The following is a 22,972-nucleotide window of genomic DNA, read 5'->3' as shown; positions in this document are numbered from 1 at the left end:
AACGTCAATCTTTACAGATATTAGTTAAAACCACTTTGAACCAAAGTGAAAATGAACTGTTGCAATTCAGGTGACATGGCAAAGAATGCATATTTAGATACTGCAATCATCGGATCTGGGTAGACACCAATCACAAGTACCGCAAGCGCAGCAAGAAGTACCATGATACCACCGACTTTTTGACCCCAATGATTCACCGCATCTAGACGTGGTGTTTCAGGTGGTGTCATGTAAAGCACAACCATCACACGTAGGTAGTAGTACAGACCGATACCAGAACCCAGGATGACCATGGCAGTCAGGAACCAGGCTTCGCCTGCAACTGCAGTTTTAATCACCAGGAACTTACCGATAAAGCCGGCAGTTAAAGGAATACCTGCAAGAGACAGCATCATCACTGTCAATACAGCAGTCAATACTGGACGGCGCCAGAACAGACCACGGTATTCAGCCAGACTACCCGCTTCATCCGTATTGTTATACGGACTAGACATTAGCGTAACAACACCGAACGCACCGATCGTGGTTAATACATAAGTAATCACGTAGACGTTTACACTTTCAAAAGTCGCGAAACCTTGAACTTGTAAGAAATCCGTATTACGTGAACTGACGATGGCAACCAGCAAATAACCGAAGTGTGCAATTGAAGAGTATGCCAGGATACGTTTCAAGTTCACTTGGCGAACCGCCAGCAGGTTACCTGCAAGGATAGACAGAACTGCAATGATTGAAATGATCGTTACAAAGCTGTCTGCCAGGATTAAACCTGAAGACAAAGCATAACGAACAAACAGACCAATCATGGCTACTTTCGCAACAGTCGCAAGGAAAGTCGCGACTGGGGCTGGGGCACCAGCGTATACATCTGGTGTCCATTTGTGGAATGGTGCCAGCGATAATTTAAATGCTACTGCAAATACAATTAAAGCCAGACCAATCACGACAGCCGGTTGACTGAATACGGTAAACAGTTTGCCTGGTTCAGCAACGAAACTTAAAGTACCTGTATATGCATAAATATATGCCATACCCATGAGCAGCATTGCAGACGCAGTTGCTGAAAGCACCAGATATTTCACACCCGCTTCAAGCGATTGAGAACGTTGATGTGTATATGCCAACAAGCCATATACGGGAATCGACATTAACTCAAGGCTAATAAAGAATGATGCATAGTGTGAGCTAGCTACCATTAGCATGGCACCCGCAACGGATGTCAGCATCAGGATATACAGCTCTTCACGGTTATCTTTATAGGTTTCGATATACGCGTGAGATAGCGTTGCACATGCAAGTGCAGCAACCAGGATCACAAACTGGTACAGCATCGTAAATGGATCTACGATGAACAGATTCATCACGTTGGCAGGTGCAAATACGCCCGCCAACAAAACGAAAATGATATAGAACGCAGCAAGGTTTAAACCAATCACTGTGGTGGTAGCCACCAGGTTATGGTTACGCTTGATTGCGGTCAGCAACATCACGACGATCGCAGTTAACGACACGATCATCACAGGTGCTAGAGGCATAAGCTCAGAAAAAGACATTGTGAAGTTCATGGCTTATTGGATCTCCACATTTTCAAGTTGAGTCGTTACTTGATCAGCAACTTCAACCACTTCTTGAACTGGAATGTAGCTATTCGCTAACCACGCCATGCTTGAGTTAGAAACGTCAAGGAAGCTTTGTGGATATAGACCAAGCCAAAGTAGACCAAACGCACAGATCAACAGTAATGCGATTTCACGTGCATTTAGATCTTTTAATGGATTTGTATAGTGCTGCTGTTGCGCTTCATTTGGTACACCAAACAGGGCTTTGTGAATCAGGATCAGACCGTACAGACCCGCAAATACCAAGCTGATTGCCGCAAGAATGGTAAACGCCGGGAATTTCGCATAAGCACCCATCAGGATCAGGAACTCACCAATGAAGTTACCTAGACCTGGAATACCCACCAATGCCGCAACGAAGAACATCAGGAAGAATGCAAGATATGGGAACTGACCACGCATACCACCCATCAAACGCATATCACGTGTATGCACACGCTCATATACCTGACCACACATAATGAACAGCGCAGCAGATGAAATACCATGTGCCAACATCATGATCATCAGACCCTGGAAGGTCAGGATGTTACCTGCGTAGATCGCAAGTAAAACGAAGCCCATGTGTGAAATAGAGGTATAAGCCAACAGGCGTTTCATGTCGGTTTGCTGGAAAGCACACCAAGCACCGTAGAAAATACCGATTAAACCAAGAATGATTGCGAAGTCTGCAAACTGTGCAGACGCTGCCGGGAAGAACGGAATCACGAAACGTAATAAACCGTACGCCGCAGTCTTAATCAAGATACCTGCAAGATCGACAGAACCCGCTGTTGGTGCTTGCGCATGCGCATCTGGTAACCAGCCGTGTAATGGGAAAACTGGAAGTTTTACCGCAAAACCGATGAATAAACAGATCATGAACGCATAAGCAACCGCTGGCGCCTGAGCATCAAGCGTATTCGCCACACCTAATAAATAGTTATAGTCGAAACGGATTTCACCCGTCATGGTATAGCCTACAGTCACCAGACCCAAGATACCAATCAGCATCACCAAACCGGCAACCTGCGTGTAAATGAAGAACTTGTTAGCTGCATAAACACGTGACTTGCCTTCTGCCCCTTTATGACCCCAAAGGGCAATCAGGAAGTAGATCGGTACCAGCATCATCTCCCAGAAGAAGAAGAACAGGAATAAGTCAATCGCCAGAAACACACCGATGACGCCACCCAACGACCATAAAAGGTTCAAGTGGAAGAAACCAACGTTCTTTTGAATCTCGCCCCATGAACAGCCTACTGCCAATACACCCAAGAGTGCAGTCAAGCCAACCATAAGAAGTGATAAACCATCCACTGCCAAGTGAATGTTAATGCCCAGGGTTTGAATCCAAGGCAATTTGAATTCGGCAGCCCACGAAGGTGTAGCACCGCCTAATTCATAGTTATAAGTACCAGTCTGCCAAAGGACGATGGTCAAGACCAAGGTCACCAGCATACCGATCAGCGCGATATAACGCGGCAAGTGTTGGTCGAGTTTATCGACCAACCAGCATATGAAACCTGCAATGAACGGAATGAGGATCAGAGCCGGCAAAATAATATTGTTTGGAGCTTCCATTTTATTTCCCCACGACCTGAATCACGATCAAGATCATCAGTAGGACAACGACACCGAGCCCCATACTAGATGCATATTCACGCAGTGAACCGGTTTGACGTGAACTTGTAAAGCTGTGACCACCTTTAACAAGTGCAGGAAGTACCAGCCATAGGCCATCAATTGGATCACGACCAAAGATCTTCGCGAACAATAAATATGGCTTCACGAAAATGATGTCATACAGCGTATCGAAACCTAATGCATTACGGCAGATGTTGACCAGGCCAGCACCTACAGAAGTGGCTGCAAAACGTTTGACTGCATTGTAAGCAAAAGCGAACAGCACGACACCCACTGCAAGACCTGTCAAAGCAACAGCAATTGCGATGTATTCAGCACCATGTGCACCTGCTTCAAGCGCTTCAGGAATAATGAAGGCTGGAATTTGTGCAGCATCCAGAATGCTCATTACCGGTGCTTTTAGGACGATCGCCAGACCTGTTGAAAGTACAGCAAGAATTGCCAGTGGCGCCCAGTAAGTTGCACCTTGGATTTCATGATAAGGTGTGTTTTCTTTGCCAAAGAATACAACCCAAATTAAACGGAATGTATAAATAGAGGTTAAGAATGCACCTGCAACACCGACCCAGTACAGCGTGTTATATACTGGCAAACCAGCAATATGACTTTGCGTCCAGACTGCAGCAAGAATCGCATCTTTTGAGAAGAAACCAATCGTCAGGAATGGAATCGCTGCCAATGCACCGCCACCAATCGCGAAACATGCAAACAGGAATTTGTTCTTGTAGAACAGACCGCCCATCTTGAAGATGTTTTGTTCGTGATGGTAAGCCAGAATCACCGCACCAGACGACAAGAACAATAATGCCTTGAAGAATGCGTGAGTCAGCATATGGAACAGACCTGCCTGGTATGCTTCAGCACCTACCGCCATAAACATATAACCGAGCTGACTCATGGTTGAGTATGCCAGAATACGTTTGATGTCGGTTTGAACCAGTGCAGCAAAACCAGCCACAAGCAAGGTCACCGCACCTGTGATCGAAATAAATACCATCACTTCTGGTGCAAGTTCAAAGACTGCGAACAGACGGCAGCACAGGTAAACACCGGCTGTTACCATTGTTGCAGCATGGATCAATGCAGAAACAGGTGTCGGACCTGCCATCGCATCGGCTAACCATGTTTGTAACGGGATCTGTGCAGATTTACCTGCCGCACCCAAGAATAAGAGCAATGCTGTCCAGATGGTCAATGAAGAACTTTGCGTCATTACAGTCGCCGCATTTTCAACGATGTACTGAATGTTCAAGGTACCGAATTGCTGGAAGATCAGGAACATGGCAATCAGCAAGAATACGTCACCGATACGGGTCACGGTAAATGCCTTGATTGCCGCCAGACCGTTTGCAGGGTTCTGGTAGTAATAACCGATCAGCAGGTATGAACACAGACCTACGCCTTCCCAACCCAGGAATAACAACGCCAGGTTGTCACCCAATACCAGCAATAACATGCTTGCAACGAACAGGTTGAAGTAAGAGAAGAAACGTGCGAAGTCTTCTTCACCGCGCATGTACCATGATGCAAAGATGTGAATTAAGAAACCCACGCCTGTCACCATGCCCAGCATCAATAAAGACAAGCCATCCAGTTGCAAGCTGATGCCCGGAGCAAAACCGCCAACACTGAACCAGGTCCAAAGATGTTGCACAACTGCAGTTGAACCATTATTCACAAAGTCCATACCTGCAATCAGTGCGAACAGTGCAGATAAACCGACTGCACCCACACCAATCATCGCTGCAACAGATTCCGGAAGCTTGTTGCGCCCCGCCGCTAACAGGACAAAACCAATGAGCGGAAATAAAATTGTTAGATATAAATAACTCATCCGCGCATCTCACTAGCAGCATCCACATCCAGGTGATGGAAGCGATGATAGAACTGAAGGACGATCGCAAGACCAATACAAGCCTCTGCCGCAGCAAGCGTCAGGATCAGGATAAACATGATCTGACCATCTGGCTGTGCCCATGCACTGCCCGCCAGGACGAACGCTAAAGCAGCAGCGTTCATCATGATTTCAAGGCTCATTAAAATAAATAGTAGGTTGCGTCGCACCATTACACCGTAAAAACCCAGTGCAAAGAGAATAGATGCAACGATCAAACCATGCTCTAAAGGGATGTTGCCCATTATTCTTTTTCCTCTTCTGCATCTGGTTCACGTTTACCCAAATGGAATGCAGCTACCAAGGCAGCAAGCAATAACATCGCGGCAACTTCAACCAACAACAAGTATTGCGTAAAGAGTGCTTGACCCACTGCTTTCGGGCCCACCATTTCTGTACCCATTACCAGTGAAGCTTGTGTGTAATCAGAGTTTAATACCCATACCAGCACCAAACCGATCAGGAAGCTCATCAACGCCGGATAAGCCCAAGCCGATGAAGTCAACCATTTGCGTTCTTGTTCAACGGTCTGCTCACCCAGGTTCAGCATCATCACCACGAACACGAACAACACCATGATCGCACCCGCATAAACAATTACTTCCAGCGCACCAGCGAATGGCGCACCGACGATCAGGAACATGCCTGCGACTGCAAGCAATGACACGATCAGACTTAATAAAGCATGTACCGGATTCGCGTTAGTCACCACGCGAACCGTAGAGACAATGGCCACGAGGGCCATTAAATAAAATGGCCACATCATGGTAATAGACTCCGTACATCAACAGGTGCACTTTCACGCTGTGCTTGACCTTTGTCCTTGCCTGCAACTGCCATACCGGTTACACGGTAGAAGTTATAGTCAGGATATTTACCAGGACCAGAAATTAGCAGGTGTTCTTTTTCATAGACCAGGTCCTGACGAACATATTCGCCAAGCTCGAAGTCCGGGGTCATCTGAATCGCAGTGGTTGGACACGCTTCTTCACACATACCGCAGAAAATACAACGCGAGAAGTTGATACGGAAAAATTCCGGATACCAGCGACCATCTTCACGTTCTGCTTTTTGTAGTGAAATACAGCCTACCGGACAGGCAACTGCACACAGGTTACATGCCACACAGCGTTCTTCGCCATCAGGGTCGCGCGTCAATACGATACGACCACGGAAGCGTGGTGGCACGATTTCTTCGGCCGGCACTTCCGGATATAAAATGGTGTCACGTTTACGTGTTGCGTGGCTGAACACCATCCACAACGAACGAACGATTGACCCGAATCCAGCTAGAAATTTAAACATTTTGTTCTCCCTGCTGTCTTAGGCCTGATTCATCAGAATCACAGCACCAGTTACCAAAAGGTTAACCAACGCCAATGGCAAGCAAATTTTCCAACCAAAGTTCATCACCTGGTCATAACGTGGACGCATTAATGAACCACGCGCCAGTACAAACATCATTACAAAGAATGCTGTTTTGATAATGAACCAGAATGCTGCTGGAAGGAACGGAATATCAAGGTTGAATGGCGCAAGCCAGCCACCGAAGAATAACGTCACGATCAATGCAGAGATCAGTACCACGTTGACGTATTCCGCAACGAAGAACATCCCCCACTTCATACCGCCGTATTCGACATGGTAACCTTCTGCCAGTTCTTGTTCTGCTTCTGGTTGGTCAAATGGGTGACGATGCGTTACCGCAACACCCGCAACCACGAAGATCAGGAAACCTAGGAACTGAGGAATAACAAACCAGACATCTTTTTGCGCTTCAACGATTTCACGCATGTTGAATGAACCGGCAATTGCCACCACACCCATCAACGAGATACCCAAGAACACTTCATACGAAATGGTTTGAGCTGCAGAACGTAAACCGCCCAGTAAGGCATATTTGTTGTTTGATGACCAGCCACCGAACAGGACTGCATAAACTGCAATACCCGCCATTGCCATAAAGAACAACAGGCCGATGTTCATGTCTGCTACACCTAAATAAGGTGATACAGGAATAACCATGAACGATAGCACCGCAGTTGCCATCGCAACTGCTGGCGCCATACGGAACGTCAATTTGTCAGCAAATTTTGGTGTCCAGTCTTCCTTGAACATGATTTTCAGCATGTCGGCAACAATCTGGAACATACCGCCCGGACCAACACGGTTCGGACCGTAACGGTCTTGCCACAAGCCGAGTAAACGACGTTCAATAAAAGACATCAACGCAGCGATCAGTACTACAACCAGCAAGATCACAATCGCTTGAATGACTGAATAGGCAATTGGCCAGTTTTCAGCCCACAGCGGCGTTTGACGGATTAATTCTTGTTCCATGAATTACACTCCTACCGCGACTGAAACAGGCTCTGCAAGAGATACCGTCGGTGCCAGACCGATTGGGTAGCCAATATAACCTGTCGGTAAATATTCAATCACTTGAACTGGAAGAACGATTGACGTTTCACCTGCTTTCACCGTGATTGTCTGACCATCTTGAACATTCAGGCGCGCTGCATCCTGCTCACCCACTGCAAATACCGCTTCAGGAATACGTGTTTCCATCGCTGGTGTTTTTACCGTGAATTCACCTGAACCAAAGATATGGTGCATTGGTACCAGACGGAAGCTTTCAGCATTGACCAGAACAGGTGCCGGTGCAACGAATGTACGTGCCGGACGTTTTGCCAAACGGTCGAATAAACGAACGCCTGAATCACCACCTTTGAGTGAACCACCTACAGTTTCCTGGAACTTGTTCCAGGCTTGTGGCGAGTTCCAGCCTGCAGACCATGCAAATGGAACCAGTGGAGATGGAGTCTGGTCTCCGACATAACCTTCCATCGAGAACGTTAATGCAGAGTCTTTATCTGTAGGCTGTTTCGGCTCATGTACAGACAATGGCGAACGCATTGAAGTACGACCTGAGTAACGACGTGGTTCACGTGCCACTTTCAAGCCATGAACACGGAAGCCCGCATCAGGTGCAACATCCAGAATGCCCTCAAGCGCAGGAACGTTCTTCGCCACTGACTCGATTACGTCATCCAGTAAAGTCCAAGAAATCGCTTTGCCTTTTACGCCTGTTTCCAGAGCGTGTAACCAGCGCCAAGATTCCTTGATCGCCAATTCAGGATTGTAGTAGCTTGGGTCATACACTTGGTAGAAACGTTGTGCACGGCCTTCTTGAGAAACGACAGTACCATCACCTTCAGCAAACGAAGCGGCAGAAAGTACGATGTCGGCTTTCTTCACAGTTTCAGTTTCAGAGTGATCCAGAACGATCACTTCTTTGCCTGCAAGTGCAGCATCGACCTGTGCAGCAGGAAGACGACGGTAAAGGTCGTTTTCAACCACAATCACAGTATCGTAATCTTGTGCAAATGCTTGCTCTAGGCTTTGACCACCCAAGATCGCCATACCCATCGAGTTCACTTCAGGAACCGTCAAGGACAGACCTGCATTACCCAGATTCTGTGCAACTTGTGCAGCAGCTTCCATAATGGCAGGATCTTGCAAGCTTGTACCCGAGATGACCAGTGGTTTCTTCGCAGCTTTTAAAGTGTCCGCAATGGTTTGTGCAAATGCTTTGGCATCGTCATCTAAACCAAGAATCGTTTCACCAGCAACTGCTGCAGCAACCGCAAAACCTAAACGCGCGATATCGTTTGGAGAAGCAACCACTTCGCCTTCAGCAACATCAGACAAACGGGTTTGTGTCGCAGCCAGGATGTAAATCGGAGATTTTGCATCTTGGGCAATACGTTGTACCGGCTCAGCTAACCATTCTTGCGTACGGCGCTCTGCCGCCATCTCTTTGCCTTTATTTTTCGCAGCCTGGCGAACAGATAAAGCCATACGAGGCGCAGTTTGGGTTAAGTCTTCACCTAAGATTAGCACTGCATCATAGCTTTCAATTTCACGCATGTTCGGGTTGTAAACACCCTCGGTTTGCATGATAGAAGCTGCCAACTCAACCAGGTTTTGCTCTTTTTGAGATAGACCTGTTGAGAAGTTCTCTTGACCCACCAACTCACGAAGTGCGAAGTTTGATTCAAGTGATGCACGCGGTGAACCAATACCCAATACTTTTTTGCCCTGGATATTTGCAATGACCGTGTCTAGTGCTGCATCCACTGAAACAGTTTCAACAGTTGCACCTTGACGGAATTGTGGTTGACGCGGACGGTCCTCACGGTTCACATAACCTGTACCGAAACGGCCTTTGTCGCATAGGAAGTACTGGTTGACTTCACCGTTATAACGGTTTTCTACGCGGCGAAGTTCGCCATAACGCTCACCCGGAGAGATGTTACAACCTGAAGAACAGCCTTGGCATACGCTTGGCGCATACTGCATGTCCCATTTACGGTTGTAGCGAGCCGAATGAGTTTTGTCGGTGAATACACCTGTTGGACATACTTCAGTCAGGTTGCCCGAGAATTCAGACTCTAAAGTACCTGATTCAGGACGACCGAAGTACACACGTGATGCATTGGCATACACGCCGAAGTCCGTACCACCTGCGTAGTCTTTGTAATAACGCACACAACGGTAACACGCGATACAACGGTTCATTTCGTGAGAAATGAATGAGCCAAGCTCCTGGTTGTAATGGGTACGCTTCGTGAAACGGTAGCGACGACGGTCATGCTGCGTCATTACAGTCATATCTTGTAAATGACAGTGACCCCCTTCTTCACAGACTGGACAGTCGTGCGGATGGTTGGTCATCAAGAATTCAACAATCGAAGCACGGAAATCTTTGGCTTCTTTGTCTTCAATCGAGATGTAGGTATTGTCAGATGCTGGCGTCATACATGACATGACCAAACGGCCACGCGTATCTTCTGGATTCGCGTACTGGGTCACGGCACATTGACGGCAAGAACCGACAGAACCTAAGGATGGATGCCAACAAAAGTATGGGATATCAATGCCAAGACTCAAACATGCTTGTAGCAAGTTTTCCGAGCCGTTGACTTCATACGATTTGCCATCGACATGAATTGTAGCCATAGTCGAATTCCTTAAGCTTGTTCTACGTTGCTGGTTTGAGCGGCGGCATTCACAACCTTCGCTTCAAATTCGCCACGGAAATATTTGAGTGCGCCCATAAGCGGCTCCATTGCACCCGGTGCGTGGGCACAGAAAGTTTTACCAATCCAAAGCTTACGAGTCAGTTCTTGTAAGTGATCGATATCTTCTTTCTTACCTGTGCCATCTTCCAGTGCTTTCAGCGCTTTCACAGCCCAAGGTAAGCCATCACGGCAAGGCGTACAGAAACCACATGATTCGCGTGCAAAGAATTCTTCGAGGTTACGTGTCGCTGAAACCATACATTGGGTTTCATCTACCACCATCAACAAACAAGTCCCTAAACGCGAACCTGCTTTCATGATGCTTTCCGCATCCATAGGAAGATCAATATGCTCGGCAGCCAGGAAGTCAGTCGATGCACCACCCGGTAACCATGCTTTCAGTTTTAAGCCGTCACGCATACCACCCGCATGGTCTTCAATCACTTCACGTGCTGTCGTACCAAATGGAAGCTCCCATAGACCCGGGAATTTTACCTTACCTGATGCACCATAAATCTTGGTGCCTGGATCTTTCGACTTACCCGCAGACAAGTTGATATACCATTCAGGACCACGCAGCATGATGGCTGGTAAGTTGTTGTAGGTCTCTACGTTGTTGACAATCGTAGGACGACCCCAAGCACCTGCAACTTGCGGGAATGGCGGTTTAGTACGCGGGTTGGCACGGCGACCTTCTAGCGAGTTAATCAATGCAGTTTCTTCACCGCAGATATAACGACCCGCACCGGTATGCACGTGTAACTCGAAGTTCCAGCCTGTACCAAGGATGTTATCCCCTAAGTAACCTTTGGCACGAACTTGCTCAAGTGCTTCATTTAAGTACTGAGCAGCTTCAATGTACTCGCCACGGATAAAGATATAACCGTGTGTTGCTTCAAGCGTATAACCCGCAATCAGCATCCCTTCGATCAATTGATGCGGAAGATCTTCCATCAACAAACGGTCTTTAAAGGTACCTGGTTCCATCTCATCGGCATTACAAATCAGGTAACGTGGACCTGAGTTGTCGTTTGGCGCCATCAAAGACCATTTAATGCCTGCCGGGAAGCCTGCACCACCACGACCTTTAACAGTCGCTGCTTTAACCACTTCCAATACATCTTTAGGCGACATGCTCAGTGCTTTTTTAAAGCCTGCATAACCTTCCAGCGCTTCGTAATCATCTGCATTACGTACGTTGGCTTGTTTGCTTAAACGCCATGTTAATGGATGCGTTTCCGGGTTACCGTCGCCATAAATTGGTTTTGGTTCAGTATTCATACATACTTCTCCAACAGCTGTTTCACCGAAGTCACTTCAACCAGACCGTGCGTGTCTTCATCAATCATTAAGGTTGGACCTTTGTCACAGTTGCCCAGACAGCAAATTGGCAGCAAAGTGAAACGACCATCTGCAGTCGTTTGACCAAACTGGATTCCTAATTCGCGCTGGAATGCTTCTGCCAAAGTTTCCGCACCCATCAAGAAACACGCAATCGAATCACATAATAAAATTACGTGACGACCGACCGGCTGACGGTAAATACGGTTATAGAACGTTGCCACACCTTCAAGGTCTGCAACGCTCATGCTCAGCATTTGTGCGATGGCATTCATTTGCGCATCATCTACCCAGCCATTACGGCGTTGTACACACTTCAGCGCATCTAGACACGCTGCACGTGGGTATGGGTAGTGCCCCATGTGATGTTCGATATCGTGAATTTCGTCCGCAGTCAAAATTCCTTCAACATTCACACGTGGCTTTTTATCAGTCAAAATCATCATAATGCGTTTACCCCTTAGCGATCCACGTCAGCCATTACGACGTCAATGGTCGCTAAATAAATGATTAAGTCAGACATTAAGCTGCCGTTAATCACAGAAGGCATTTGCTGTAAATGCGTGAAGGTTGGTGTACGAATACGGGTACGGTAACTCATGGTTGACTTGTCTGAAGTCAAGTAGTAGTTCGACGCGCCTTTCACCACTTCCGCCATCACAGATGCTTCACCCGCCGGCATTACAGGACCCCAAGATACACTCAGGAAGTGCGTAATCAAGGTTTCAATATCTTGTAATGTCTTGTCTTTTGGTGGTGGAACAGCCAGTGGATGGTCTGCTTTATACGCACCAGACGGCATATTATCTAAACATTGTTTGATAATTTTCAGTGATTCTTCAATTTCACGGTAGTGAACGATGACACGTGCATAGGCATCGCCTTCGTACTCCACTGGCACTTCGAAGTCGTAATTTTCATAACCGCTATATGGGCGGTATTTACGTACGTCAAAGTCAATACCTGTAGCACGCAGACCTGTACCTGTTACACCCCAAGCCAATGCAGATTTTGCATCGTATTGCGCAACATTACGGGTACGACCCACAAACACCGAGTTTTTTAGCGCTGCAGTATGGTATTCCTTCAAACGTTTCGGCATCCAATCCAGGATTTCACGGATCAGGTGCTGCCAGTTATTTGGAAGGTCATGTGCGGTACCACCGATACGGAACCATGCCGGATGCATACGGTAACCGGTGATCGCTTCAATCGCGTCATAGATTTTCTGACGATCGGCGAACATGTAGAAGACTGGCGTCATACCGCCGGCATCCTGAATCGCAGTACCAATGAACAGCAAGTGGTTATTGATACGGAACAGTTCAGACATCATCACGCGGATACATTGCGCACGGTCAGGTACAGTAATACCCGCCATTTGCTCTACGCCAAGCACGTAAGGCATGTTTTGCGCACAACCACCGAGGTAGTCGACACGGTCTGTATACGGAATGAATGAATGCCAGGTTTGACGTTCAGCCATCTTTTCCACACCACGGTGGTGATAACCGATGTCAGGCACACAGTCTTTCACTTCTTCACCGTCCAGCTGCAAGATCACACGGAACGCACCGTGCGCAGATGGATGGTTCGGACCCAAGTTCAGGAACATGAAGTCTTCATCGGCATTGCCGCGCTTCATACCCCAATCTTCAGGGACGAAACGAAGATGTTCCTGTTCGTAGTCCTGTTTGGCTTTATCTTGCAAATACGGCGTATATTCAGTCGCACGCGCAGAATATTCTTTACGTAGCGGATGACCTTCCCAATAGGTTGGCAACAAGATACGACGGAGCATTGGATGCCCTTCGAAATTGATCCCGAACATATCGTAAGCTTCACGTTCGTACCAGTTGGCATTTGGCCAAATATTGGTTGCCGTTGGAAGATTCAAATCGCTTTCAGCTAAGGCAACTTTAATACGAATGTCAGTATTACGCTCGAGCGACAACAGGTGATAGAACACGGTGAAGTCAGACGCAGGTAAACCGTCGCGGTGCGTACGCAGACGCTCATCTACCGCTGACAGGTCGAACAACATCACGTAAGGACGTGACACTGTACGCAAGAACATTAAAACTTCTTGTACACGTGCGCGCTCAACCCAGACTGTCGGGAAATCCTCGAAAGTCGTTTGCACAAAGAAGTTCTCACCAAATTTGGTTTTGAGTTCTTCAATGATGGCAAATGCTGGGCGTGAATCAACAGGCGTTGATTCTGGCATAGCAATGTCAGTTTCAGCCATTGGCTTGGCTTCCTATTTAATACAAATTCAGTCAACCTAAACGACAATTACACCCATAGCGGGTGCACAACAAAACAACCTGTCGTTTAAATTATTTAATTTCATCCATAGAGCGTAAGTTCTTCACAGCAACACGCTGGTCTTTCTTACGGTCACGTTCCGGCATCATCTTTGGCTTATACACTGGCTTAAGATCATCACCGATCACCGCAGAAAGCGGACGACGCTCTAGTTGAATCTGGTCTTGCAACAGCATCAATGCCTGAATCAAAGCTTCAGGACGTGGTGGGCAACCTGGAATATACACATCGACCGGGATGATTTTATCCACACCTTGTACGACTGAATAAATATCGTACATACCACCTGAGTTGGCACATGCACCCATTGAAATGACCCATTTTGGTTCAAGCATCTGTTCGTACAGACGCTGAATTACTGGCGCCATTTTTACGAAGCAAGTACCCGCTACAATCATTAAGTCCGCCTGACGCGGTGAAGCACGGATAACCTCGGCACCAAAACGTGACAAGTCATGCACGCCGGTCAAGGTCGTTGCATATTCTACGTAGCAGCAAGATGTACCAAAGTTAAATGGCCAAACTGAGTTTTTACGACCCCAGTTGACTGCTGTATGTACCACATCCTCTAAGCGAGTCATGAATACATTTTTATTCACTTCTTCTTCTAGCAACGGATCTTCTACAACAATACGTTCCTGAAGTGGATATTGGTCAGCATTCGGATTCGCACGGGTTAATGTATATTTCATCCCGTCTTACTCCTTATCAGATAATTGAGTTTGTGACTTTTTCACAAAACCAGATGATTGAGCCGGGATTTGACCCGTTGGATCCATCACCAATTCTTCAATTGAGTTGAAGCGCGTAATTTCTGCAAGATCCATATTTGGCGAACCAATCTTAGCTTTAATTCCTGCTGCCTTACGTCTGTCTGAAGGTGCCCAATTGAGTGCGCCTGTCGATAATTCGTAAATCAAACCAACAAGTAAAACTATGATAAAGATAGCTGCAGTTGCAAAACCAATCCAACCTACCTCACGAACAGAAACTGCCCATGCATATAGATAAAGTGCTTCTAAATCAAACACTACAAAGAAAATTGCAACTAAATAGAATTTTGCAGACAAGCGGATACGAGCTCCACCTGCGCTAACTACACCTGACTCAAACTGCTCCTGCTTGGCACGGCCCCATGATTTACCCCCGAGGAGTAATGGGACAGTCAGCATAAAGACGCATAAAAATGTAACGCCGATCACGAAGGCAATAATTGCCCATTCGTATGGAGTAATAGCACTCATGCGGGGATAACTCCTGGCAGGCCTATTTGTTAACAAAGAATGTATGTATTGGCCTTCAAATACACCAAACACAAAATTAATCCCGCCAATTGTACCTGATTTTGGATTTCACTTGCTAGTTTATAAGCCTTAGTCTTTGGGATGATTTTTTAGACATTTCAGCATTTAATTTGACTTTAATCATTCAGAATTCGTTTTAATCGTTTTCCTAAATTAAATTTTAATTATCTACGCGAATCTCAACTTTCTAAACTATTGAAATAAAAAGGACATAACACAATTTAGATTTCGACCAAGAAAACTACCTCGTGTTATGTCCATTTACGAATTTATCATTTCTGTGTATTTATTCATAGATTCTTGCTATTCACTTATCGTCACAAAGCCATTAAGAACGAGAGGATTTCCTCCAGCTTTAACCGATATTGAAATAATTACTATACAAATTGTAGGTGAATTTTTAGGATTGGATTCTGATAAAAATATCTGGAAATATTTTAAACACAATTACTTAGACTGGTTTCCAAAATTAGGTTCTTATCCTAATTTCTGTAAACACTGTGCAAATTTATGGCAAGTCAATCAGCAAATTATGACCAAGATTAGAAAAACCTTTATGCACGATAATATTCATTTTATTGATGGCTTTCCTATTCCTGTTTGTCGCTATGCTCGAGCAAAAAAACATAGAAATTTTAAAACCGATGCTGGCTTCAGTTATTGTGCAGCTAAACAAGAAAAATATTATGGTTTTAAAGGACATATTGTGATTAATTTCTCAGGAATGATTACAGATTATACTTTTGCTCCAGCAAACTGCGATGAACGAGATGTTGCACCTGAAATTACACAGAATATTCATGGTCTGCTTGGTGCTGATAAAGGGTATTTAAGACCTGAACTAAAAAAATATTATGATTTACAGTCTGTTGATTTACAAACACCATTTAGAAAAAATATGGTTGACCATCGACCGAAAGAAGCTATGAGAATACTGATGAATGCCCGAAGGAAAATTGAAACAGTCATAGGACAACTAACAGCGCAGTTTAATATACAAAAAGTCAGGGCTAGAGATCTATGGCATTTATCTCATCGTATCACTCGAAAAATTCTTTCACATACAATTTCAGTCGTTTTAAATTCTCAATTAGGTAATCCTCCTTTACAGTTGGAAAACTTAATTAAAAGTTGAGATTGGCGTTTATCTATTAATTTTTTTATAAATAGCGCTGCCAGAAAATAGACTGATCGATAAGTTGCTTTTCTCGCCCACCCATTTAGATATAGTCCTTTTCACTATTGAATCCAAGTTAAATCGGATAAAAACTTATTTTAACAACTATTTTTTCTTTCAAACTATTTGATTTAACTTGATATTTAATGTGATTTTTTACATCTAACTGTTGCTTTACCCCCCTGCAGCTACTTGGTAATCTTGGATTGGCAATTGTGTCTTTTTGCAACATGCTCAACGGACTGATTCAGAATATGTTATTTCTATTTCTAAACCACATCATGATATTAATAAAGTAACAATAAGGAGTCCTTGCATGTCTCTACGCTTTTCCCATCGACCTAATTATTTTTTATTTGCTCAATTACTGGTTCGCCATATAGAAAATTACATCCAGAAAAATCCTAATATAAACCAGGCAGCTTTTGACTTACGTGACATCCATGCACTTTTTCAAGAAGATCATGCCTCCTCCAGCATCAATCTGGATGGCATTATGAATATCGCTGACGAATATAAAGTCGAAACATTATCAGGCGACCAGAAACTGATTCAGCGCTATAATGTCGATGCGAAAAACACCAAACTGTTGATCGACTTTAACCCTGAAGCGCTACAAAGCTTAAAAGAGGGCAAATCACTCATTGAACCTGATGCGACCATTCAGGAATAAAATCTCTTCCAATAAAAAAACGATGCTGATGCATCGTTTTTTTATGACCAAAATCATTTACACAATATCAAGCTAAATGATCACTCGCTTCCTCTGGCTTTTTTTCCAGCATTTTGCGCTTACTCTTCTTGACATAACGTTGTGCCGGCCAGGTCATGGTAAAACGCGCACCACCCAGCGTCGGACTTTGATCCACCTGAATCGTGCCACCAAACCAGTACGCAATCCGGCTGACAATCGACAAACCTAAACCATAACCACCCGACGCACGGGTACGGCTATCATCCAGTCGGGCAAAGGCTTCAAAAATGCGGGCACGATCTATTTCTGGAATCCCCGGCCCGTCATCTTCAACGCAAACATAGGCCTGACCATCCTGATCCAGACCGCCGCTAATCAAGATTTTATTATCGCAATAACGTACAGCATTGCCGACCAGATTCTGAATTACACGATGCAGATAACGACGCTCCGCCTCTACTGTGACCGCAACAGGCATTGGATGTAATTCGATGATTTTCTGGGTTTTCAGCGCTTCAGTTTCTTGTGCCACCTGATTCAGTACGTCATACAGATCGATTTGCTCAAACTCAATCGACGGCATGCCCTGTTCCAGTTTGGCATAGGTCATGATCTCATCAATCAAGGTATTCAGCGCTTCAATATCTTTATCAATCTGTTCCACCTGTTGCAGACGATAATCGTAGTCATCTTCATCCGCCATCATTTCCACACCAAAGCGGATTCGTGCCACCGGTGTACGCAACTCATGCGACACCGCACGCATCAACTCACGCTGCGCTTCGATCAAACGCTGGATATGATCTGACATATTGTTATAGCTAGACGCCAGTGTAGACATCTCGTCACTGCCTTCCACAGGAAGACGCAATGACATATTACCCGATTTCATTTTGTTTAAGGCATAGCTGACTTCACGCAACTTACGCTGCATCGGAACCAGAAGACCATAAACACCCAGACTCAACACAAAAAGGCTTAATAAGGTAATACCGGTCGCCAACTGGAATGGCATCCAGTTAAACAAGGGTACCGGCCCCATGACCAATACTTGCGAAGTCGAACCAGGAATCGGTGAAATAATTGAAATCGTGGTGCCACGAATAGAGGCATTATCGCGGTATAAAATGATGCTATGGTCCAGACGCAGACGTCCGATTTGCTCGGAGTCTAAAGGTAGATTCTGGACATTTTCGATAGAAACCGGATAAGAAAAATAATCCTGAATACGAGCCAGATATTCTTTTTCCTGACCTGGATAGTAGACCAGATAGTCCAGGATAAAGACTGGTAAGGCCTTCATCTGGCGCTCAGTAATACTGTCGGCCTTAATATAAAGGTAATGACCCGGGTCATCGCGCAGCCCAACCACAATATAGGCAATACCTGATTCGGCGTCCCAACGCACCACCGCCTTACGTTCGGCAATACGGCGCCCTTCAGCACGGGTAATATCGACCTTACTGGCTTCTACATAATGGATAGGTAATTCCAGCAAATCGGAGGCATCAGAAACCCAATCCATCTTTTGCTGGAGATTTGGCTGGCGTGCGACCCCTTCACTGATGATATACGCCATACCATCAGTCAGGGATTCGCGATATTCTTGCGCACGCTGATAGTTGATAATCTGTACCAACAAATAGCCGAACACCGCCACCAAGACGACAAGGATGACGAGTCCTGCGTATATACGCAAAAATATACTGTGTTTAAACACCTATAATTTATCCTGCTTGTTCAAGCAACAAACCACATTTGCTTAAAGACCATTGGTCTCTTTAACAAAAAGATAACCCTTACTACGTACTGTTTTAATACGCTTCGGATTTTCTGGATCGTCACCGATTTTTGGACGGATACGAGAAATACGCACATCGATTGAACGATCTTGGCCATCATATTCGATACCACGTAAACGCTCGAAAATATCTTCGCGAGAGAGAATACGGCCAGCATTCGATGCAAGCAACCATAACAGGTCATATTCTGCGCTGGTAAAATCAACCAGATCGCCATTTAAGGTCACTGAACGGCCGCCATTGTCGATGACCAGATCATCAAATTCGATGCGCTGTGCCACTTCATCTTCAGGCACCTTGTCAGTACGACGCAGCAATGCACGGATACGCGCCAGCAATACACGCGGCTGAACTGGTTTAGCGACATAGTCATCTGCACCCATTTCCAGACCCAAAACCTGATCCATGTCTTCAGTACGCGCAGTCAACATCAAAATCGGTTGATGATAATGTGGACGTACTTCACGGCAAATGGTCAAGCCATCAGCACCTGGTAACATCACATCCAGCACCACCATATCTGGCTGCTCGGCAATAATCCGACGAATGGCACGGTTACCATCCGGCTCTACCCCCACCTCAAGTCCGTTACGAATGAGGTATTCTTGCGTTAAACGAGCAAGACGCTCGTCATCTTCAACAATTAAAATCTTGGGTAACTTTTCTTCTTGGCTCATGTATTGCCCCTTATTTGGTGGATCTACGCTATAGGCGTATCCTTTTGAAATCCAATAGATACGTTTTTAATATGCTTGCAATATACACACGTTTACATTGTAAACAAGATAGCGTTCACCAAACTGATACATCAAGATAGCATTTTGTAATATTTTATCGTGCATTTTTTGGACAATTATGCTTGAAACAGTGGCTTAGATCTGAGTTGCGATTTACACAACTATTACATGGACAAAATATGACTGCTTGATTCAGCACTTTTTAGTTATCCACAGTGTTATCTATAAGCACTTTCTTTTGACTTTGTTATGCTATGCCTTGCCTGATAAGGCTTATACAAAAATCAATAAAAATAGCGATATTTTTACAAGGATTAAAGCACAACTTAAGAAAAATATTTAGCTAAATGTCAATATTGATCTACCCTAAATTTTCCCGTATCTTGTGTTCAATTAATTTTAAAACCACTAGGTCTTGTGTTTATTCCTCAAACACTGTGGCATAAATTTTGCCCAGTTCAAACGGTCTATAAACATAAAAATAGATGACAACGGAGCTATGCTAACATGAGCGTAATCACTTCAACTCCTGGTCAACTTCAGGTGATTAAACGCACCGGTGATGTTGCCGCTTTTGATGCAGAAAAAATTTCTGTCGCAATTGGTAAAGCGTTTTTGGCGGTTGAAGGCCAACAAAGCGCTGACTCGAGCCGGATCCATGATCGTATCGAGCAACTGACGGAAATGGTATTAAATACCTTTAAACGTCGTTTACCTTCTGGCGGAACGATTCATATTGAAGAAATTCAAGACCAAGTTGAACTTGCGCTAATGCGTACGGGCGAACAGAAAGTTGCACGCTCTTATGTCATTTACCGTGAACAACGTTCTGAAGCACGTAAACAGTTAGGTGCTCATCATCACCCGACCCTGCAAATTACTGATGCTGAAGGCAAACTCAAGCCACTAGATTTAAGTGCTTTAACTGCGCATGTTACTAAAGCAGCAGAAGGCCTTGAAGGGATTGATGTACAAGCGATTGTCGATGAGACCGTGAAAAACTTGTACAACGGCGTAAAAGAGTCTGACATCTCGACCACGATGATGATGGCGACCCGTACCCGTATCGAGCAAGAACCTAACTATACATATGTGACTGCACGTTTATTGCGTGATGACCTGGTTGCGACTGGTTTGAAATTCCTGGGTCTACCTGTAGATACAGTTGAAGGCGATGCGCTGGAAACTTACCTGAAAAAAGGGATTGAGCTTGAGCTGCTTTCTCCAGAGTTGTTGAACTTTGACCTGGCGAAACTGGCTGCTGCGATTCAACCGGAACGCTCTAACCAGTTTACTTACTTGGGTCTACAAACTTTATTTGACCGTTACTTCATCCATTCAGATGGTGTACGTTTCGAACTTCCGCAATTGTTCTTTATGCGTGTTTCTATGGGCTTGTCGCTCAATGAAGAAAACCGCGAAGACCGCGCGATTGAGTTCTATAACTTATTGTCTAGCTTCGACTACATGGCTTCTACGCCGACCCTGTTTAACTCAGGTACGCTACGTCCACAGTTATCGAGCTGTTACTTGACTACAATTGATGATGACCTGTACGACATCTATGGCGCAATGCGTGATAACGCAATGCTGTCTAAATGGGCAGGTGGTTTAGGTAATGACTGGACGCCAGTTCGTGCCTTGAACTCATACATCAAAGGTACAAATGGTAAGTCGCAAGGTGTTGTTCCGTTCCTGAAAGTGGCGAACGATACAGCTGTTGCGGTGAACCAGGGCGGCAAGCGTAAAGGTGCAGTTTGTGCATACTTAGAAACTTGGCACCTCGACATCGAAGAATTCCTTGAACTGCGTAAGAACACTGGTGATGACCGTCGTCGTACCCACGACATGAACACTGCGAACTGGGTTCCTGACCTGTTCATGCAACGTGTATTCGAAGATGCAGAATGGACTTTATTCACGCCTTCTGAAACACCTGATCTGCATGATTTGACCGGTGCAGAATTCGCTGAGCGTTATGCACATTACGAAGCGATTGCCAAAGAAACAAACATGTTGCACAAGAAAATCCGTGCAAAAGATTTGTGGCGCAAAATGCTGTCGATGCTGTTTGAAACAGGTCACCCGTGGATCACATTCAAAGACGTATGTAATCTGCGTTCACCACAGCAACACGTAGGCGTGGTTCACTCTTCTAACCTGTGTACAGAAATCACGCTGAACACCAGCAAAGAAGAAATCGCAGTATGTAACCTGGGTTCAATCAACCTGGTACAACACGTTCAAGGTGGTGTTCTTGATCGCGAAAAACTGGCACGTACGGTTAAAACAGCCGTTCGTATGCTCGATAACGTGATTGACATCAACTACTACGCTGTTCCGCAAGCACGTAACTCGAACCTGAAACACCGTCCAGTTGGTATGGGTATCATGGGCTTCCAGGATGCACTGTATGAGATGAACCTGGCTTATGGTTCTGATGCTGCGGTTGAGTTTGCTGATGAATCGATGGAAGTGATTTCGTACTACGCGATTTCAACATCTAGCGATTTGGCTGTTGAACGTGGTACATACGAAACATTCAAAGGTTCATTGTGGGATCAAGGTATCCTGCCAATCGACTCGCTTGATCTGGTTGCGAAAACTCGTCCAGAACGCATGTTCGAAGTCGACCGCACTCAACGTCTGGACTGGGATACTTTACGTGCCAAAGTTCAAAAAGACGGTATGCGTAACTCGAATGTGATGGCAATTGCTCCGACTGCTACGATTTCAAACATCTGTGGCGTGTCTCAGTCAATCGAGCCAACCTTCCAGAACTTGTATGTGAAATCAAACCTGTCTGGCGAATTCACCGTGATTAACCCGTATCTGGTACGTGCGTTGAAAGAACGTGGTCTTTGGGATGCTGTGATGGTCAATGACCTGAAACACTTCGAAGGTTCTGTGCAGAAGATTTCCCGTATTCCGGAAGAGCTTAAAGCCATCTTCGCGACTGCGTTTGAAGTTGAAACTCGCTGGATCGTGGATGCTGCATCACGTCGTCAAAAATGGATCGATCAGGCTCAGTCTCTTAACCTTTACATCGCTGGTGCAAACGGTAAGAAACTGGACATCACTTACAAGATGGCCTGGTTACGTGGTCTTAAGACGACTTATTACCTTCGTGCATTGGGTGCGACTTCTGCTGAGAAATCAACCATTAACACTGGCGCATTGAACGCAGTTAAACCTGCAACTGTTGCGGCGCCTGTTGTAGCAGCAGCTCCTGTCGTTGAAGCGCAAAAACCTGAAGCTCCTGCAGAGGAAGAAGGTTTTGCTCAAGCGGCGCCAGTGCCAATGGCATGTTCAATTGACAACCCTGATTGTGAGGCTTGTCAGTAATTGGCGAGTTTCTAGAATCCC

18 protein-coding genes are annotated in these 22,972 nt (G+C 45.4%); 3 read left to right on the top strand and 15 right to left on the bottom strand.

The window, feature by feature from the left end:
* Positions 1–20: 20 nt before the first annotated feature.
* From nuoN to ndhC, 13 genes are all read right to left on the bottom strand, one after another.
* Entirely contained in the window at positions 21–1,565 is a 1,545-nt protein-coding gene (gene nuoN / locus J7649_RS13645; protein ID WP_219308627.1) for an NADH-quinone oxidoreductase subunit NuoN, read from the bottom strand.
* 3 nt (positions 1,566–1,568) lie between these two features.
* Positions 1,569–3,182 (bottom strand): NADH-quinone oxidoreductase subunit M, encoded by a 1,614-nt coding sequence (gene nuoM / locus J7649_RS13640; RefSeq protein ID WP_004280767.1) that lies wholly within the window; start codon positions 3,180–3,182, stop codon positions 1,569–1,571.
* A 1-nt stretch (position 3,183) separates the two neighbouring features.
* Entirely contained in the window at positions 3,184–5,079 is a 1,896-nt protein-coding gene (gene nuoL, locus J7649_RS13635) for an NADH-quinone oxidoreductase subunit L (RefSeq protein ID WP_219308625.1), read from the bottom strand.
* The gene (nuoK, locus tag J7649_RS13630) at positions 5,076–5,384 is read right to left on the bottom strand and encodes an NADH-quinone oxidoreductase subunit NuoK (RefSeq protein WP_004280769.1); all 309 of its coding nucleotides are present in this window, start codon (positions 5,382–5,384) and stop codon (positions 5,076–5,078) included. Before nuoK ends, nuoL begins: the two co-directional genes overlap by 4 nt.
* Positions 5,384–5,902, bottom strand: a complete 519-nt coding sequence (gene nuoJ, locus J7649_RS13625; RefSeq protein WP_171054322.1) for an NADH-quinone oxidoreductase subunit J — start codon at positions 5,900–5,902, stop codon at positions 5,384–5,386. Before nuoJ ends, nuoK begins: the two co-directional genes overlap by 1 nt.
* Positions 5,902–6,444: an NADH-quinone oxidoreductase subunit NuoI gene (gene nuoI, locus J7649_RS13620; RefSeq protein WP_004280771.1), complete on the bottom strand. Its 543-nt coding sequence runs from the start codon at positions 6,442–6,444 to the stop codon at positions 5,902–5,904. Before nuoI ends, nuoJ begins: the two co-directional genes overlap by 1 nt.
* An 18-nt stretch (positions 6,445–6,462) precedes the next feature.
* Positions 6,463–7,479 carry an NADH-quinone oxidoreductase subunit NuoH gene (nuoH, locus tag J7649_RS13615; protein WP_004280772.1) on the bottom strand — a complete coding sequence of 339 codons (1,017 nt, stop codon included), beginning with the start codon at positions 7,477–7,479 and terminating at the stop codon, positions 6,463–6,465.
* A gap of 3 nt (positions 7,480–7,482) precedes the next feature.
* Complete coding sequence (nuoG, locus tag J7649_RS13610; RefSeq protein ID WP_219308623.1) at positions 7,483–10,161, bottom strand: NADH-quinone oxidoreductase subunit NuoG; 2,679 nt, start codon at positions 10,159–10,161, stop codon at positions 7,483–7,485.
* Between the two features lie 11 nt (positions 10,162–10,172).
* Complete coding sequence (nuoF, locus tag J7649_RS13605; RefSeq protein ID WP_005106202.1) at positions 10,173–11,504, bottom strand: NADH-quinone oxidoreductase subunit NuoF; 1,332 nt, start codon at positions 11,502–11,504, stop codon at positions 10,173–10,175.
* Entirely contained in the window at positions 11,501–12,010 is a 510-nt protein-coding gene (gene nuoE, locus J7649_RS13600) for an NADH-quinone oxidoreductase subunit NuoE (RefSeq protein ID WP_004280775.1), read from the bottom strand. Before nuoE ends, nuoF begins: the two co-directional genes overlap by 4 nt.
* Before the next feature lie 14 nt (positions 12,011–12,024).
* Complete coding sequence (nuoC, locus tag J7649_RS13595) at positions 12,025–13,812, bottom strand: NADH-quinone oxidoreductase subunit C/D (protein WP_004732074.1); 1,788 nt, start codon at positions 13,810–13,812, stop codon at positions 12,025–12,027.
* A 91-nt stretch (positions 13,813–13,903) separates the two neighbouring features.
* Positions 13,904–14,584 carry a NuoB/complex I 20 kDa subunit family protein gene (locus J7649_RS13590; RefSeq protein ID WP_004280778.1) on the bottom strand — a complete coding sequence of 227 codons (681 nt, stop codon included), beginning with the start codon at positions 14,582–14,584 and terminating at the stop codon, positions 13,904–13,906.
* Between the two features lie 6 nt (positions 14,585–14,590).
* A complete protein-coding gene (ndhC, locus tag J7649_RS13585) occupies positions 14,591–15,136 on the bottom strand; it encodes an NADH-quinone oxidoreductase subunit A (protein ID WP_004280779.1) in 546 nt (181 codons plus the stop codon).
* Positions 15,137–15,449: 313 nt separating this feature from the next.
* Between ndhC and J7649_RS13580 the strand changes: the two genes are divergently transcribed.
* Positions 15,450–16,331: an IS982 family transposase gene (locus J7649_RS13580; protein ID WP_005104069.1), complete on the top strand. Its 882-nt coding sequence runs from the start codon at positions 15,450–15,452 to the stop codon at positions 16,329–16,331.
* Positions 16,332–16,689: 358 nt separating this feature from the next.
* A complete protein-coding gene (locus J7649_RS13575) occupies positions 16,690–17,046 on the top strand; it encodes a hypothetical protein (protein WP_180180503.1) in 357 nt (118 codons plus the stop codon).
* A gap of 67 nt (positions 17,047–17,113) precedes the next feature.
* Here the strand turns inward: J7649_RS13575 and bfmS are convergent, their stop codons facing one another.
* On the bottom strand, positions 17,114–18,787 hold the full coding sequence (bfmS, locus tag J7649_RS13570; protein WP_005104083.1) for a sensor histidine kinase BfmS: 1,674 nt from the start codon (positions 18,785–18,787) through the stop codon (positions 17,114–17,116).
* A gap of 42 nt (positions 18,788–18,829) precedes the next feature.
* Positions 18,830–19,546, bottom strand: a complete 717-nt coding sequence (bfmR, locus tag J7649_RS13565) for a response regulator transcription factor BfmR (protein WP_004280782.1) — start codon at positions 19,544–19,546, stop codon at positions 18,830–18,832.
* A gap of 567 nt (positions 19,547–20,113) precedes the next feature.
* Between bfmR and J7649_RS13560 the strand changes: the two genes are divergently transcribed.
* Entirely contained in the window at positions 20,114–22,951 is a 2,838-nt protein-coding gene (locus J7649_RS13560; protein ID WP_180086405.1) for a ribonucleoside-diphosphate reductase subunit alpha, read from the top strand.
* Positions 22,952–22,972 lie beyond the last annotated feature (21 nt).

Source organism: Acinetobacter lwoffii (genome assembly GCF_019343495.1).
Taxonomy (GTDB): Bacteria; Pseudomonadota; Gammaproteobacteria; order Pseudomonadales; family Moraxellaceae; genus Acinetobacter; species Acinetobacter lwoffii_P.
Note: the sequence above shows the minus strand (reverse complement) of the source record. Positions and strands in the feature narration are given on the sequence as shown.

What these genes read in the sequence shown, in the direction of transcription:
- nuoM (WP_004280767.1), bottom strand. Translation starts at nt 3,182, where the DNA reads ATGGAAGCTCCAAACAATATTATTTTGCCGGCTCTGATCCTCATTCCG.
- nuoI (WP_004280771.1), bottom strand. Translation starts at nt 6,444, where the DNA reads ATGTTTAAATTTCTAGCTGGATTCGGGTCAATCGTTCGTTCGTTGTGG.
- nuoC (WP_004732074.1), bottom strand. Translation starts at nt 13,812, where the DNA reads ATGGCTGAAACTGACATTGCTATGCCAGAATCAACGCCTGTTGATTCA.
- nuoL (WP_219308625.1), bottom strand. Translation starts at nt 5,079, where the DNA reads ATGAGTTATTTATATCTAACAATTTTATTTCCGCTCATTGGTTTTGTC.
- J7649_RS13575 (WP_180180503.1), top strand. Translation starts at nt 16,690, where the DNA reads ATGTCTCTACGCTTTTCCCATCGACCTAATTATTTTTTATTTGCTCAA.
- nuoF (WP_005106202.1), bottom strand. Translation starts at nt 11,504, where the DNA reads ATGAATACTGAACCAAAACCAATTTATGGCGACGGTAACCCGGAAACG.
- ndhC (WP_004280779.1), bottom strand. Translation starts at nt 15,136, where the DNA reads ATGAGTGCTATTACTCCATACGAATGGGCAATTATTGCCTTCGTGATC.
- J7649_RS13580 (WP_005104069.1), top strand. Translation starts at nt 15,450, where the DNA reads ATGTCCATTTACGAATTTATCATTTCTGTGTATTTATTCATAGATTCT.
- nuoJ (WP_171054322.1), bottom strand. Translation starts at nt 5,902, where the DNA reads ATGTGGCCATTTTATTTAATGGCCCTCGTGGCCATTGTCTCTACGGTT.
- J7649_RS13590 (WP_004280778.1), bottom strand. Translation starts at nt 14,584, where the DNA reads ATGAAATATACATTAACCCGTGCGAATCCGAATGCTGACCAATATCCA.
- bfmR (WP_004280782.1), bottom strand. Translation starts at nt 19,546, where the DNA reads ATGAGCCAAGAAGAAAAGTTACCCAAGATTTTAATTGTTGAAGATGAC.
- nuoG (WP_219308623.1), bottom strand. Translation starts at nt 10,161, where the DNA reads ATGGCTACAATTCATGTCGATGGCAAATCGTATGAAGTCAACGGCTCG.
- nuoK (WP_004280769.1), bottom strand. Translation starts at nt 5,384, where the DNA reads ATGGGCAACATCCCTTTAGAGCATGGTTTGATCGTTGCATCTATTCTC.
- nuoH (WP_004280772.1), bottom strand. Translation starts at nt 7,479, where the DNA reads ATGGAACAAGAATTAATCCGTCAAACGCCGCTGTGGGCTGAAAACTGG.
- nuoE (WP_004280775.1), bottom strand. Translation starts at nt 12,010, where the DNA reads ATGATGATTTTGACTGATAAAAAGCCACGTGTGAATGTTGAAGGAATT.
- nuoN (WP_219308627.1), bottom strand. Translation starts at nt 1,565, where the DNA reads ATGAACTTCACAATGTCTTTTTCTGAGCTTATGCCTCTAGCACCTGTG.
- J7649_RS13560 (WP_180086405.1), top strand. Translation starts at nt 20,114, where the DNA reads ATGAGCGTAATCACTTCAACTCCTGGTCAACTTCAGGTGATTAAACGC.